This is a genomic window from Synechococcus sp. UW179A (assembly GCF_900473965.1).
Lineage (GTDB): Bacteria > Cyanobacteriota > Cyanobacteriia > PCC-6307 > Cyanobiaceae > Synechococcus_C.
Window position 1 is genome coordinate 77,038 of record NZ_UCNJ01000010.1, and the last position, 14,227, is coordinate 91,264.

Below are 14,227 nucleotides of genomic sequence, written 5' to 3' on the forward strand. Positions count from 1 at the left end.
CTTGCCAAAGCATGCTTGTGGTCCGGTTCAGATTGCTGTGATGCCGCTGACGCCCTGCCATCCCAGGTAGATCCCCAGCCCAAGGCTGACCCCACCGACCAGAAGACTGCCCCGGGCAAACAGCACCGATTTGCCTTTCTCAAGCAGGGGGATCACTTTGTCGCGGCCGATGACAACTGCAACAAAAGGAGTGAGCAGAAACAGGCTGGCTCCGAATGTGAAAGCGAACAGGCCGACCGCTTCCTGCCAGGTGGGTAACTGTGCGGAAAGAACCACTCCTGCTGACTTGGCAAACAGCACGATGTCATCAGGACTAATGATTTCACCGATCGATCCCAGCACGAGCAGCAGCGGTAGCGGCATGGCCAGGAAACGATCGATGCCTTTCGTCCAGGCCGGTGGCTCCGAACCCTCGGTGAAGGATTTGATCAGTTCTCGCCCACCAATGGCGACCAGCGCGCCACCTGCCAGTAGATCCAAGCCGGTGCGGTGATGGGAGCCATGACTCATGTCCAGCAAAAGCGAATGCCCCACCGTCACCAGCAGCGTTGCTGCGAGAAGCGTGGTGATCACCCAGGTTGCGACAAACCATCCGCCTCTTTTGATGGGGTTCGGACCCAAAAGCAGCAGCAAGAGAACGGCGATATGGATCGGTGAGAGGCCAATGCCTGTGCCATAGGCCAGAAGTTCCGCCCAGAGGGTTGTGTCGCTCATCAGAACCGGCAGTCAGCAGGCGCATTCCAGCGCACGATCGCATGCTTTCCATGTTCGAAACCGAGCACACAGATACTTCCAGTGCTCAACATCAGCAGCCTGCCGCCCACAGCTCCAAGGCCGAGCCAGGTCCCGGCCAAGGCCCGCAGAAGATGTCCATGCGCAAACAGTGCCACGTCTCCATCTCCTGGGGATTCCAAAGCAATTCGAATCGCGGTTTCGCAGCGTTTTTGCACGGCTTCAGCGTCTTCGCCATTGGGACAGCCATGGGAGAACACGCTCCAGTCCGGCACCGTGCGCTGGATCTCCGGAGTGGTGATTCCCTCGTAATCACCGTAATTCCATTCCAGCAACTCCTTCATCACAATCATGTTTGCGCCCAGTCCGCCCAGTTCGCAGGTTCGGCGAGCGCGTTGCAGAGGTGAGCTAAAGACGGCAGCGAAATGCTGTTGATTCAGGACAGGAGCCAGTTGACGTGCTTCTTGCTCACCCTCTGGAAGCAGAGGGAGGTCGGTATTACCTGTGTGACGTCCGTTGCGAGCCCACTCGGTTGCTCCATGTCGAAGGAGCCAAAGCTGGCGTTGTTTTGTCATGGCCAGAAAGAGCCTTCTCTTTCCAGATTGTGACCTTCAGGGATTGATTTGGCTTCGTCTGCAACCGCTTGCGAGCTTGTTATCAGTGACGGATCTCGAACCAGTCGGCACCGGTGATCGGTATCTGGCAGGGCCTCACATGACGAACTCTCGCTTCGCTTGGACCCTGTTCACACCAAAGTCTCAGCTCGTTGAGGGGAAGCTGATCGCCTTCGGCTTGCACCTCCACTCTGCCGTCATCCAGATTTCGGACCCAACCGCTGAGACCTAGTTCCAGAGCACGTCTTCGACAGGCCTGCCGGAAGCCAACACCCTGAACGGTCCCCTCCACCAGAAAACGCCAGCGTTCCTGAAGGGTGACAGAGCGCTGTCGGGAGTTGCGGGTCACAAAGCGGCGACGTTCCGCTTCACCGCGAAGTCGAGCGCGGCGCGCCATCTGCAGGGGATCGTCGAGGATCCTGCCCAATGGAGGTGGACCCAGCTTGCGTGGAGATTGGGCAGGTTCCATCCCTCTGCTCTGCGCCTCACTTTCCAACCTTCAACCTGCCACAGCGCCCCCAGGCTGCCAACGCTTTCATCTGATTCACTGCACAGTTCCCAGCGGTGGAACTCATGGCCCCTGAGCCTTTCACCCTTGCGCAACAACAGACTGTCGGACCTTGCCTCCATCAGTCTGTAGCCCACCTGTAGCTGCCCTCGTCTGGCTTCAAACGGCAAGAGACCAGCCATCGTCTGCAGAGTTCCATCTGGTCCGGCCAGACCTCGACCCAGCAGCAGCATCCCTCCGCATTCGGCGTAGATCGGCTTATCGCGAATCCATGCGTGCAGCGCTGAGAAGGTTGTCTTGCACTCGCTCAGCTGGTCTGCATGCAGCTCCGGGAATCCTCCTGGCAGGATCAGGCCTGTCGCCTCCGCTGGTGGAGCGGCATCGCTTAAGGGACTCCAGGGCAGCACCGGCATCCCTAGCAGCTCCAGGCACTCCTGCATCTCGGGGTAGCGGAAGTGGAAGGCCTCATCCTGTGCGACGGCCACCGGCAGAGATTGTTGTTGTGTGGTTTCCAGCGCTGGAGAGAAGACGCTTTGAACTGGGTCCGGTCCGGGCTTGGGTGCCTGCAGGAGCGTGCGGAACGATCCCATGTTGAGGTGCTGCTCCGCCAGAGAAGCCCAGCGCCCCAGTCGCTTTTGAAGGCAGCTGAGTTCATGGGCGGGAGCAAGACCCAGATGCCGGTTTGGCAGCTCCAGGCTCGGATCGTCCGGCAGGCAGCCCAGGCAGTGCACGCCGATCGCCGTGAGTACCTCCTCAAGCAGCTCCCGATGCCTGGGACTGCTCACACGATTCAGCACAACGCCAGCCAGGTTGAGGCGTGGGTCTAGATCTCTGAAGCCTTGAACCAGGGCTCCGAGAGAGCGGGCTTGACCTCCGGCATCCACCACCAGCACCACCGGAAGGCCCAGGGTCACGGCCACATCGGCGGTGCTTCCCTCGGAGCTGGCTCCAATGCCATCGAACAGTCCCATCACGCCCTCAACCAGGGTCATGTCAGAACGCCCGCCGTAACCGTTGAAACTCAGCTGGACCCAGTCCTCGCCACAAAGGGGCAGATCAAGATTTCTGCAGGGCTGTGTCGCCGCCAGCGAAAGCAGCTGCGGGTCCAGATAGTCGGGTCCGACCTTGAAGGGCTGAATACTGTTGCCAAGTTGGCGGGCCCAGGCAATCAGGCAGAGGCTGAGCAGGGTTTTTCCGCTGCCGCTGGCCGGAGCAGCAATCACGCAGGCCATGGTGTGAGCGGAGATGTTTGAGCGGGGCGACAGTAGAGACCCCGCTCAGCGGGGATTCAGCTGATCAGCTTGGCAGCCAGAGGGGCCGCTGAAGCGAGCAAAGGGTTGGTGGAGTCATGGCCGCCTTCTAGCTGGCGAGAAACATCCGCCTCCACTGGGGAATGTTGCACCGGAACGACTTCTTCAATCAACTCCATGCTGGCCATGCCTCCAGCTTCTAGCCGCATGCAGCCGCCGGACTCAGCGCAGAGAATCACACAGATCGCAGGCTGGTTGTCCGGCTTGCAGATCAGGCGCAGCCCCACAATCTGACCGGGATGAATGCTCGGTTGCCCCATGGGAACCGGCGACACGCGCATCTGAACATCAGTTCCATCAGTGCGCTTGAAGTTGGCGCTGATGCTCTGGTCAGAGTTGCGCTCGGTGTGCTGCAGCTGCCAACTCAGACGGTCGGCGATCCAGGATGCAAGAAGCAGTCCCTGGACTGGATGGTCGCCTTCGACATCAATATCGAGCTGAACCACGTGACCAAGGGCATCGCGGCGATGCGGTGGATCGAAGACCATGGCCAGGGTTTGATGCCAACTGCCAAGGCGCAGCCAATTGAGATCGTTAACCGCCTGCCCTGCTTCGATCCTGGAGGCCAGCAGGTTGAGGCAAAAACCAGGCTCTCCCAGGGCGGAGTCGATAATCAGCCGTCGCGGTGAGCTGGCAAGTTGCTGCAGCAGCTCAGGGGCTTCATCGAGGGCTCCGTTCCACCACACCCAGGAGGGGAGTTCTTCCGGCAACAGAGGATCAAGGATTGTGAGGCCCTGCTGCAGCGCAGGTTTGCCTCCACGCAACACCACCACATCCCCGCAGGCGACCGTTCCACCACCTTCTTCTGGAAGCGGGCAGTAGGCCGCCACCAGGGTTTCAAGGGGCTGTTCTGGATCGAGGCTTGGAGCCAGCGTGATCAGTCGCCGAGGGCGCAAGTTGCTGAGAGCTGCATCCACATGCTGACCTCGAAGATCCTCGCTGGTATGACCTCCATCCATTTGGCTGAGACAAGTCGCCACGGCTTCTGTGAGCGGTGGCGTGCTGATGGGCAGATCGCCATCCACGACTGCCTGACGTCCTGCGGCAATCAGCTGCGATCTCTGCACTCCGGTGATCGGTCCATCCAGGCGACCGGTGCGCACCAGCTGCTGTTCAACCCAGGCCGGTTGCCAAACGAGTAGGCAGAAGGTGTGGGCCCCGACGTTGTTGGGCTGGTCCCGCGACCAGAGTTGCTCTAGGTAGCCAGGTACTTCAGAGGGCGGCAGTTCGAGAGGGGTTTGAAGCGTGAGCTGGGGGGACATGGTGCAGCCAGTTAATGAGAACAGGTTGTGGTCAGTCGGATCTGGTCAGGGACGACGCCAGAGCAAGCCATCACGGGCAAGAAGAGCATCAGATGCAGCGGGCCCCCAAGTTCTTGACTCATAGGGGTGGATCGGTAGCTGCCAGGGGCTGTCTTCAATCAGCTCCAGAAGAGGGGTATAGAGACGCCAGGCTGCCTCCACCTCATCACTGCGAGTGAACAGCGTGGGATCGCCGAGCATGGCGTCGGCCAGCAGGCGGACATAGCCTTCATCGGATGGTTCTCCGAACGATTCGTCGTAGGAAAATTCCATCTCGACAGGTCGGCTACGCATTCCGGAACCCGGAGACTTCACTTCAAAACGGAATTCAGCACCTTCATCGGGCTGAATTCTCAACACCAGTTGATTGGCGGTTGGACCTCCTCCGGCGGCATCAAAAAGATGTACCGGTGCTTCCCTGAAGGTGAGCACCACTTCGCTGAGGCGCTTGGGCAGTCGTTTGCCTGTGCGCACATAAAAGGGCACGCCCTGCCACCGCCAGTTGTCGATGAAAAGTTTCATCGCCACATAGGTTTCTGTCGTGCTGTTGGCATCCACACCATGCTCCTGGCGGTAGCCGGGCAAGGGTGAGTCCTGGGTCCCACCCGGGCCATACTGACCACGGATGCAGCAGTTCCAGGGTTCGTTTTCATCTGCCAGCCGTGCTGCCTGAAGAACCTTCGCCTTTTCACTGCGGATCGCTTCAGGATCAAAGCGCCCAGGCGTTTCCATGGCTGTGATCGCCAGCATCTGGGTCAGGTGGTTCTGCACCATGTCCCTGAGGGCTCCTGATGTTTCGTAGTAGCCGGCCCGTTCCTCAACTCCGACCGTTTCAGCAGCTGTGATCTGAACACTTGAGATGTAGTTCCGATTCCAGATCGGTTCGAAGATGGTGTTGGCAAATCTCAGAACCATGATGTTCTGGACTGTTTCCTTGCCCAGATAGTGGTCAATGCGGAAGATCTGATTTTCTTGTCCACAGCTCTGTACGACTCGATTCAGGTTCTGAGCACTGCCGTAATCCCTGCCGAAGGGCTTTTCAATCACAACACGACTACGTTGCGGATCCTTCAGCAAGCCTGCGTCGGCCAGAGCACGGCAACCGCTGCCATAAAACTTCGGAGAAACTGATAAGTAGAAGGTGCGATTGCTGCGGGTGGCTCGCAATCTGTCGATCTCGTCGAGTCGGTGACCGAGCTTCACCAGATCTTCAGGTTTCTGAAGATCCACCGGTTCGTAGAACATTCCTGCTGAGAACTGTTCCCAGGCCGCACGGTTTTCATTGACCGTGGTTTCCATGGCTTCTGCCATCTTTTGGCGGAATTCCTCATCACTCCATGGGCGTCGGGCACATCCCAGCAATGCGAATTCACTTGGCAGGCGGCGCTGTTTAAACAGCTCGAACAACGCTGGCACCAACTTGCGATGCGTGAGGTCACCACTTGCGCCGAAGATCACCAAGCATTGGGGGGCGATCACTCGCTCCTGACGCAGGCCGACCCTCAGCGGGTTTGTCATCGTTGCGCTCATGACACCGAAAGCTCTGACGAAGGTTTAACCAGGAATCCCCGCGCTGACAGTGCTCCAGAACATCCCGCCATGTTTTGTCGTCGTCTCGGGACAACCCAAACAAAAAAAAGCCCACCGTTCGGTGGGCTTTTGTCCTGATCTGACTCTGAAAACTCAATAAGTCTCGACGTGCCAACGGTCAGCTTTCTTCAGCTGAGGACGTAGCTCTGCCCAGTCCAACCCCTTGGAGGCTGCAGCAGCTGTCATGGCCTCATCGATGCCGGGTTCCATTCCACGCAGACCACACATGTAGACATGCGTCTTGGGATCTTCGATCATCGAGAAGATTTCATCGGAGTGCTCCAGGACACGGTCTTGGATGTACATGCGACCGCCCTTGGTGTTTTTCTGCTCGCGACTGATCGCTTTTGTGTAGCGGAAGTTGTCAGGAAACTCCTCCTGATATTTCTCGAAATCGTCGTCATAAAGGAGGTTAGGAGTCTTCGGAGCACCCATGAAAAGCCACGCTTTGCCTCGGAACGTCCAACCATTTTTGTCACGTTCAGTGGCTTCAAACATGCGGCGCAGATAGGTCCGCATTGGGGCGATGCCGGTACCAGTAGCAAACATGATCACATTGGCTTCCTCATCCTCAGGAAGAAGCATCTCTTTGCCTACTGGGCCTGTGATCTTGACTTTGTCTCCAGGGTTGATGTCGCAGAGATAGGTGGAGCACACACCCTTGATTTCTTCGCCGGCTTCGTTCTGGTATTCGAGCTGTCGGACGCAGAGGGAAACAGTCTGGCCTGCCATGTCATCTCCATGGCGAGTACTGGCAATTGAGTAGAGACGAAGCTTGTGGGGCTTGCCTTTTGCGTCAGTTCCTTCGGGGATGATGCCGATCGACTGCCCTTCGACGTACTCGAGGTGGGGGTCACCACCACTGAGGTCGAATGTGATGTGCTGAACGCGTCCAATAGCCCCTTCTTGCAGAAGGCTGTAATTGCCGAGAACGGTTCCGACGAAAGGAGTTTTGGGCTTGTAGAGATTGACAGGAACCGATTGGTGAGCGGACTTTGCAGGAGCCTTGGAAGCATCCACTTTGGTTACAGGCTTGGTGGGAGCTTTGGATGCAGCTGCTTTGGAAGCAGGCTTTGCGGGAGCCTTTGCGGCTACCGATTTTTCAGCCTGCTTGGCTGAACCCTTGGAGGCGGAAGCCTTTGAGGAAGAAGCCTTGGCAGCAACAGCCTTAGCATTTGTAGCTTTTGTAGCCTGCGCACCTACGTGAATCGGCTCATTGTTTGGAATCACAGACTGAATCCGGCCACCTCTGCCATTAATGGTTTGAACAGTGGTTTGCAGGCGGTCGTAGGAGACGGTGATTCGCTCTTCTGATCGAAGGTGTTTGCCGGCCTGCAGCCAGACAACGACCAGCGTGAACATCCGTTCGTTGTAGCTGCTGGTACCCGCCGAGCTGACACGCATGGAATGTCTGTTCCCTTGAAAGATCGCGCGATCATAGTCGTGTCATCAAGAGCAAGCCCAAGTCGTCCTTACCCTCACATCAGATTGCGGTCTGGCCTTCAGCCTGACTTTCATTAGGATTTCGTTGTTACCTTTTTCAGGTTGAACTTCGCCGACTCCTTGCCGACTCTTCAGCGAGCAACCAGAGGCCGTCAGCAGACGATTGAGCAGACCATCGAGCGTCTGCCTCAGGGCGTTCGTCGCTTGGCTGTTCAGCTGCGAACCGATCAGACAGTGGACCACCTTTGGCAGGTGCTCACTGACTACGAAGGACTTAGCAAATTCATCCCCAATCTCAGCAGCAGCAAGCTGATTGAGCGTGCTGGAAATCGAGTGACTCTCGCTCAGGTCGGCAGTCAGCAACTGGTTTTAGGCCTCAAATTCTCGGCTGAAGTGAAGCTTGAACTCATGGAGCATCGTCCAGAAGGATTGCTCCAGTTCAGAATGTTGAAAGGTGATTTTCGTCGTTTCGAAGGCGCTTGGCGTTTGCAGGCTGTTCCTGATCAAACTCTTGTGCTGTACGAGCTCACAGTTCAGGGATGTCTGGGAATGCCAATTGCACTGATCGAACAACGTCTGCGGCAAGACCTCAATGACAACCTTCTCGCGGTTGAGCAAGAAACTATCCGACGTTTCACTGAGGCCTAAAAGGTTCTCTCTGTTTGAGCTTTTTTAGGTCCTTAAATGAGGCCCTGAAATGATGATCAATTGTCATAAAAAACATCCACAGAATGGATGTGTTGCAAAGCAAAGCAAATCAATCAATACCCCCAAGGGGATTCGAACCCCTGTCGCCTCCGTGAAAGGGAGGTGTCCTAGGCCTCTAGACGATGGGGGCGAGGCCGTGCTCTCAGGTGTTCTCCCGGGCACCAAATGAAATTACGGTTCCGACTGACCCTCCGTCAAGGCAGTGATCAAGTTCTCCTGTCCTTGTCCTTGCCAGACAGGCACATTGAAGGTGAAGCAGGCTCCTTTTCCTGGTTCTGAGACAACCCAGATGCGTCCACCATGAACCTCAACGATTCGTCGGCAAACGGAGAGCCCTACTCCAAAGCCAGATGTTCCTCCTGAGGTTTGGGGAAGTCGCACACGGTCTAGAAAAATGCGTTGTTGTTCTGCTTCTGGGATGCCAGGACCGCTGTCGCTGACACTCACCTGCACCCATTGACTGGTGCGATGCACCATGGCCAGTGCAATCGTGCCGCCGTCCTGGGTGTATTTGAGCGCGTTCTCCAAAAGATTGAGCAGCACCTGACGCATGCGCCGCTGATCTGCGAAGACGAGCGGCAGATCTGCCGGAATGTCGGTGTTGATGGTTACGTCCCTGCCGAGCCAGAGCTTTTCCAGTTCAAGGATGGCTTCTGCGGCAATGCTGGCCAAATCCAGTCGCTGGGGGTTGAAAAGAGCTTCCCAGCGTGTGCTTCCCACTTCCAGCAGATCTTTGGAGAGTAGGGCGATCTCGTCGAGGCGTCGCTTCAGGACGTCGCGGAATCGATTGAAATCAATCTGACCCAGTTGCTGGCTCTGCAGTGCCAGCGTCGCTGCTGTTAGGGGCGTGCGAAGTTCGTGGGCCACCATTCTCAGAAGGCGTTCTTGAGATTGCAGGCGATCAATCAGCGTTTCATTCTCCTGCCGCAGAACCAATAACTGATCCTCCAGTTGCAGCTCACGCTGGGTACGACTCCCGTCGAGTTCTGTGGGCTTCAGGCTCAGGCCCAGTCCGCTCACGACCTCATCCTGCTGCCATCGAGGTACCCAGCCGCGAAGTTGCTGGAAAATGCTGCTTCCTGCAAAGACCTGCTTTGGCATGGGTTGCAGCTTCACCAGGGCAGGTGTGACAACCAACCGGTGAAGTTCCAGCAGTTCCGGGTGCTCGACAGGATCAGCTAACTGGAGTGTCACGTCAAATCCGCAGTCCTCCTGTTCCAGAAACTGGATCAGCGAACGCAGATCCCCGCTGGAGAGATGGTGACGACCTGCGACCAGGAGCAGAGTCAGCTGCTGACGTGGTGTGGGATCGATCCCGCCCACCAGGTGTTGCTCCAAAAGATGAGCCTTACCTTATGGGTTTTTGCAAAGGTCAGCAGAACCGCTAAGACGATTTTGAACAGACTGTTGTCAGTCAGGACTTCGCATGGCCCTTCTTCCTGTTGAAAGCCGTGGTGCTCCACCCCCGGATGGTGAGTCTCCTGCTTCGCAGCGGGTTTATCTCGACAGCAATCTCAGGCGTTGGTTTGCGCGAAACCTTGGCCTTTGGCGCTCACGACGTCAATACGTTTTTAAAAATGAGGAGGTGTTGTTCCTGGACATGATGATCCGGGTTGAGATCTTTGCGGAATCACGGGTAGGCAAGCCTCACTACCGCATGAGCTGGTGGCCTGAGCACGAAACAGATTTCTTTGATCGCAAACCCCGTTATCAGCGTGAAGGGGTGATGGAAGCAACCCTGATGGGACACCAGTTGCTGCGCAGTCGTGCCTACCTCGAAGAAGTCGAGTCGCGAACGAGGATTCGTCAGGTGGATGAACACGAGGTGGTGTTCGAATCGCATTACCTCGATTGGGATGTCCAGGAATATACACGGCTGATTGATCAAGATCGTTTCCGATCGCGCGCCATCTACAGCTGGCAAAAAGGTGATTTGGAAATCGTGGAACATCACCACGAAACCCGCCTTGAAGATGCTTCGGCTCCGATTGACTCGGATTGAGTTGTTCTGTATTCGGCTTCCTAGCGCAGTCCTAGCCAGACCTGTTGGCTGTGACATTCGTGGTTCTCTGATGACAGATGTCCTCTAACGAATGTCCTCTTGATCTTTGAAGGGCTTGGTTTTTGGGGATCTCGCTGGGGTCTTGAACATGGCTCGACGAAGCCTCACAGACTTGTTGCAGAGGCTTGTCATCTGATCCAAACCAGCCCGGTGGAGTCAATCAGTCACGTGTTACCTGTTCAGCGAGACGTTGGCTTCTGATTAGCTAGGCATCAAAGCTTGATGGGCTTTCAGTGGCTTGATGTGGGTCGCAAGTGACCAATACATCAACCAGGTTTGTTCTGTTCTCGACCTGGGAACACTGAATGGCCCAGGTTTTGAGCAGTTCAGCTGTTGGTCTGGGATTGATCTTGTCGCAACAAGTAGCTAGCCATTTTTAGCTGGTATGAGGCAGCATGGTGCCGCTCCCCTAAGTCTTTCAGTGCGTATCCCCCGTCCCAGTCTTCCGAAGGCGTTCAGAACTGTTTTGCTTCTCGCAGCGCTTCCTCTCAATACTTCCATTGCGTTCGCTCAAGGGGCAGGTGGAGCGACATCCCCGGCGACAGCGATCGAAATCGAGCGAATGGTTTCAATCGCTTCGATCAACATGTGCATTTTGTCGAAAAGCAAGGTTCCATTCTTGACTGCAATGCAGGCAAACATGGTTCCAATGGTGAGCTACATCAAGGAAGTTAACGGTTCCAAGATTTCAGGCGTCAAAAACGGACAGGCTTTGACGCCTGAGGAGGTTGCGAATGGCCTGGCGATGCAATTGTTGCCTGTTGTAGGAGTCCGTTGTGGCAAAGATTTGCCACAGGATTACAAGAAAGAGGTTACAAAAGCAGAGAAGCTGCTGAAGTCTCAGTCTGGAAGCTGACCATTGGTTCACCTGATCTGTTCCGATTTTTTGGGGTTGGGATTAGGTCCTTTGATTGGGTTGGTTGGGAGACATCAATCGACAAGTCAATCCCTTCTTATTCATTTGGAAGTTGAGATTGGCTTGCAGAAAATTGCTTCGCGTGATGATTTCTGGAGGGGTCGTTGCGCCCCAGCATGTTGAATGCATCGCAGATCTGAGCTGGATACATTCGAGCGCACCCGCCATATCCATTGGTCATCATCTCAGGCCTACTTGATTTCAGACCCCGATCCATCAGCTCAGCTCCTGTCGTTGCCAATTCGGCGCTAAAACTCAGATGTCCACTGACTGGTGAGGTTTTCCCTCCCGCCATCTGTTGATCGGGCGAGCCAGGATCAAAGGAGAGTGAGCTGTCCATGGTTTCCACCGCATCCTCTGAGTCGACCACCAGCCTGGCGGGGGTTGCTCCACCCAAGCGCCTGTCTGACTACCGGCCTTTCCCTTTCGCTATTCCGAGGATTGAGCTGAATGTGGTGGTTCATCAGCCTGATTCGGTTTTGGTCACGGCCAATCTCTACCTAGAGCCTGCCGAAACCAGGGCAACTACACCATTAATCTTGCGTGGAGTTGACCTTGAATTGGTTTCAATCGCTCTCGACGGGCAACCGCTGGCGTCCAGTTCTTACCACTTGAATCATGAGCAGCTGGAAATATTTGAACCCCCTACTCAGCCATTCACGTTAACAACTGTTAGTCGTCTTGATCCCCAGGCCAATACTTCTCTGGAAGGCCTTTATGAAAGCGGCGGAATGCTCACAACTCAATGTGAGGCCGAAGGGTTTCGACGTATCACCTTCCATCCAGATCGTCCTGATGTTCTGAGTCGCTATCGGGTTCGGATTGAGGCGGATCGAACACGGTTTCCAGTGCTGCTTTCAAATGGAAATGAAATCAGTGCTTCGGCTCTCTTAGCCGATGACTCCCGGCATGAGGTTGTCTGGGAAGATCCGTTCCCAAAGCCCTCCTATCTTTTCGCTCTCGTGGCTGGTGACCTGCGTGAGATCAGGGACCATTACGTGACGGCTTCCGGGCGCAAGGTGACTCTGCGCCTGCATGTGGAAGCAGGTGATGAGCCGTTCACGGCCCATGCCATGGCGTCGTTGAAGCGTTCGATGGAATGGGATGAGTCCGTTTACGGACTCGAGTACGACCTTGATGAATTCAATACCGTTGCAGTGCGCCACTTCAATATGGGCGCAATGGAGAACAAAAGTTTGAATATTTTTAATTCAAAGCTGGTTCTCGCTGATGCTGAATCTGCAACAGATGGTGAATTAGAGCGGATTGAAAGTGTTGTTGGACACGAGTATTTTCATAACTGGTCTGGTAATCGAATCACCTGTCGCGATTGGTTTCAGTTGTCGCTCAAGGAAGGTCTCACAGTGTTTCGTGATCAATGCTTCACCGCTGATCTTCATTCCGAACCCTTGAAGCGAATTGAAGATGCAGCGATGCTTCGTAACACGCAGTTTCGTGAAGATGCTGGTCCAACAGCCCATCCGGTGAAGCCAGATTCCTACCAAGCAATTGATAATTTCTACACAACCACGATTTATGAAAAAGGGGCAGAACTGATTCGTATGTTGCGGACTCTGCTGGGGCCTGAGCGTTTCATGCGGGGTATGAGCTTATTTTTCAAGCGTCACGACGGAGAAGCCGCCACAACAGAGGATTTTGTTGCGGCGATTGTGGATGGTGCTGGAGCTGATGGTCAGCCTCTTGGCTTTGATGTTGAGCAATTTCGACTTTGGTACCTCCAGGCGGGAACCCCTCATGTGGCTGTGAAATCCCTCTGGGATGGCGCAGCCGGACGCTTGAGCCTGACGCTGCAGCAATCCACGGCCCCCACTCCAGGGCAAGAATGGAAGCAAGCGCTGGTCATCCCTGTTCTCTGGTCTGTGTTGCAACCCAATGGATGTGCCGGAGAGGAACGGCTGTTGGTGCTCGATCAGGAGGCAAAGACCATCGTCCTGGAAGGTTTGCCCCCTGCTGAGCAGCCACCGGTGCTCTCCTTATTTCGTCGTTTTTCAGCTCCTGTGACCTGGGATGCCGGCCAGGCCATCGACGATCTTTTCGCGCTCTTTGCTGGGGATAACGATGCTTTTGCGCGCTGGGATGCCGGCCAACAGCTGTGGAAGCGTTTGATCCTTCCCCGTGCTGCAGGAACGCCTCAGTCAGAACTGGAGTCAAGAATGCTGGATGCCCTTCGCCAGCTGCTTGCTGATAGTGGAGAACAGGACCCTGCCGTATTGGCCACTCTTTTGGCTTTTCCCGGTCCAGCCGAACTGGAGTCGCTGCAGAGCGAAGCCGACCCCCCTGCGCTCGAACGAGCGGCCTGTGAACTGAGAGAGCAGCTTGGATCTCAGCTGGCCCCTTTGCTGAGGTTCAGATTGGATGGCGTTGCGTCCAGCCTGGATCAGGTTTGGCCTGCCGGCCAGGGTGAGCGCCAGCTCACAGGTCTGATCTGGAGTTGGCTTGCTGCTGCTGGTGATTCAATGGCGCGCTCTGATGCCGCTCAGGCTGTGCAAGGCCCCTCGATGACGCTGGCCCGTGCTGGTCTTCGGGCGTTGCAGCCAATCGACTGTATTGAGCGCGATCAGGCTTTGCAGTCGTTCCATGATCGCTGGCAAGAGCGTCCTGTGATTTTTGACACCTGGTTCTCGCTGGAAGCTTCAACACCGCGAGCGGATGCCCTTGAACGGGTTGCTGCCTTGTTGGAACACCCCCGTTATGACCCCATGGCGCCCAATTCCGTGCGTGCCGTTCTGGGTGGGCTAGTGGGCAATCCACGTGTTTTCCATGCTCTTGACGGCAGCGGGTATCAGTTCATGGCTGAGCAGATCATCGCTGTTGATCAGCGCAACGCCATCACAGCGTCGCGGCTTGCCAAGGTGTTCAGTCGTTGGCGCACCTACGGCAGCGAACGTCAGGCCGCCGTGAAGCGGGCATTGTCAACATTGGCTAAAGCGGATCTGTCCACAAACACTCGTGAAGTGGTGACGTTGATGGAAGCCTGAAACGCGATCGACTTGTTTTGTTTGAGCAGCCGGAGTTGAGCCTG

12 protein-coding genes and 1 tRNA gene are annotated in these 14,227 nt (G+C 55.8%); 4 read left to right on the forward strand and 9 right to left on the reverse strand.

Translation table 11 applies throughout. The features are described from left to right. Positions 1 to 27 precede the first annotated feature (27 nt). The 7 genes from DXY31_RS04230 to DXY31_RS04260 all read right to left on the reverse strand — a co-directional run bounded on the left by DXY31_RS04230 (position 28) and on the right by DXY31_RS04260 (position 7,459). Positions 28 to 714: a GAP family protein gene (locus DXY31_RS04230; RefSeq protein WP_114992433.1), complete on the reverse strand. Its 687-nt coding sequence runs from the start codon at positions 712 to 714 to the stop codon at positions 28 to 30. Further along, positions 714 to 1,307 (reverse strand): histidine phosphatase family protein, encoded by a 594-nt coding sequence (locus DXY31_RS04235; protein ID WP_114992435.1) that lies wholly within the window; start codon positions 1,305 to 1,307, stop codon positions 714 to 716. Before DXY31_RS04235 ends, DXY31_RS04230 begins: the two co-directional genes overlap by 1 nt. 82 nt (positions 1,308 to 1,389) lie before the next feature. Continuing rightward, positions 1,390 to 1,743, reverse strand: coding sequence for an acylphosphatase (locus DXY31_RS04240; protein ID WP_114992437.1), 354 nt, complete (start codon positions 1,741 to 1,743; stop codon positions 1,390 to 1,392). After that, the gene (locus tag DXY31_RS04245; RefSeq protein WP_114992439.1) at positions 1,692 to 3,086 is read right to left on the reverse strand and encodes a cobyrinate a,c-diamide synthase; all 1,395 of its coding nucleotides are present in this window, start codon (positions 3,084 to 3,086) and stop codon (positions 1,692 to 1,694) included. Before DXY31_RS04245 ends, DXY31_RS04240 begins: the two co-directional genes overlap by 52 nt. A gap of 56 nt (positions 3,087 to 3,142) precedes the next feature. Further along, the gene (locus DXY31_RS04250) at positions 3,143 to 4,426 is read right to left on the reverse strand and encodes a glucose-6-phosphate dehydrogenase assembly protein OpcA (protein WP_114992441.1); all 1,284 of its coding nucleotides are present in this window, start codon (positions 4,424 to 4,426) and stop codon (positions 3,143 to 3,145) included. Between the two features lie 45 nt (positions 4,427 to 4,471). Beyond that, positions 4,472 to 5,995, reverse strand: coding sequence for a glucose-6-phosphate dehydrogenase (gene zwf / locus DXY31_RS04255; RefSeq protein WP_114992444.1), 1,524 nt, complete (start codon positions 5,993 to 5,995; stop codon positions 4,472 to 4,474). 153 nt (positions 5,996 to 6,148) lie between these two features. Beyond that, positions 6,149 to 7,459, reverse strand: coding sequence for an FAD-binding oxidoreductase (locus tag DXY31_RS04260; RefSeq protein ID WP_114992446.1), 1,311 nt, complete (start codon positions 7,457 to 7,459; stop codon positions 6,149 to 6,151). A 141-nt stretch (positions 7,460 to 7,600) separates the two neighbouring features. On the opposite strand from DXY31_RS04260, the gene DXY31_RS04265 reads away from it, so the two are divergent. Next, on the forward strand, positions 7,601 to 8,146 hold the full coding sequence (locus DXY31_RS04265; protein ID WP_244279525.1) for an SRPBCC family protein: 546 nt from the start codon (positions 7,601 to 7,603) through the stop codon (positions 8,144 to 8,146). A gap of 117 nt (positions 8,147 to 8,263) precedes the next feature. Here DXY31_RS04265 and DXY31_RS04270 read toward each other — a convergent pair. Further along, positions 8,264 to 8,336 (reverse strand) — tRNA-Glu (locus tag DXY31_RS04270). 41 nt (positions 8,337 to 8,377) lie between these two features. After that, positions 8,378 to 9,529: a histidine kinase gene (locus DXY31_RS04275; protein ID WP_114992518.1), complete on the reverse strand. Its 1,152-nt coding sequence runs from the start codon at positions 9,527 to 9,529 to the stop codon at positions 8,378 to 8,380. Between the two features lie 103 nt (positions 9,530 to 9,632). Between DXY31_RS04275 and DXY31_RS04280 the strand changes: the two genes are divergently transcribed. The 3 genes from DXY31_RS04280 to pepN all read left to right on the forward strand — a co-directional run bounded on the left by DXY31_RS04280 (position 9,633) and on the right by pepN (position 14,183). Beyond that, positions 9,633 to 10,208, forward strand: a complete 576-nt coding sequence (locus tag DXY31_RS04280; RefSeq protein WP_114992450.1) for a hypothetical protein — start codon at positions 9,633 to 9,635, stop codon at positions 10,206 to 10,208. A 526-nt stretch (positions 10,209 to 10,734) separates the two neighbouring features. Next, the gene (locus DXY31_RS16360) at positions 10,735 to 11,124 is read left to right on the forward strand and encodes a hypothetical protein (protein WP_137024891.1); all 390 of its coding nucleotides are present in this window, start codon (positions 10,735 to 10,737) and stop codon (positions 11,122 to 11,124) included. Positions 11,125 to 11,522: 398 nt separating this feature from the next. Beyond that, positions 11,523 to 14,183: an aminopeptidase N gene (gene pepN, locus DXY31_RS04295; protein ID WP_170953547.1), complete on the forward strand. Its 2,661-nt coding sequence runs from the start codon at positions 11,523 to 11,525 to the stop codon at positions 14,181 to 14,183. Positions 14,184 to 14,227 lie beyond the last annotated feature (44 nt).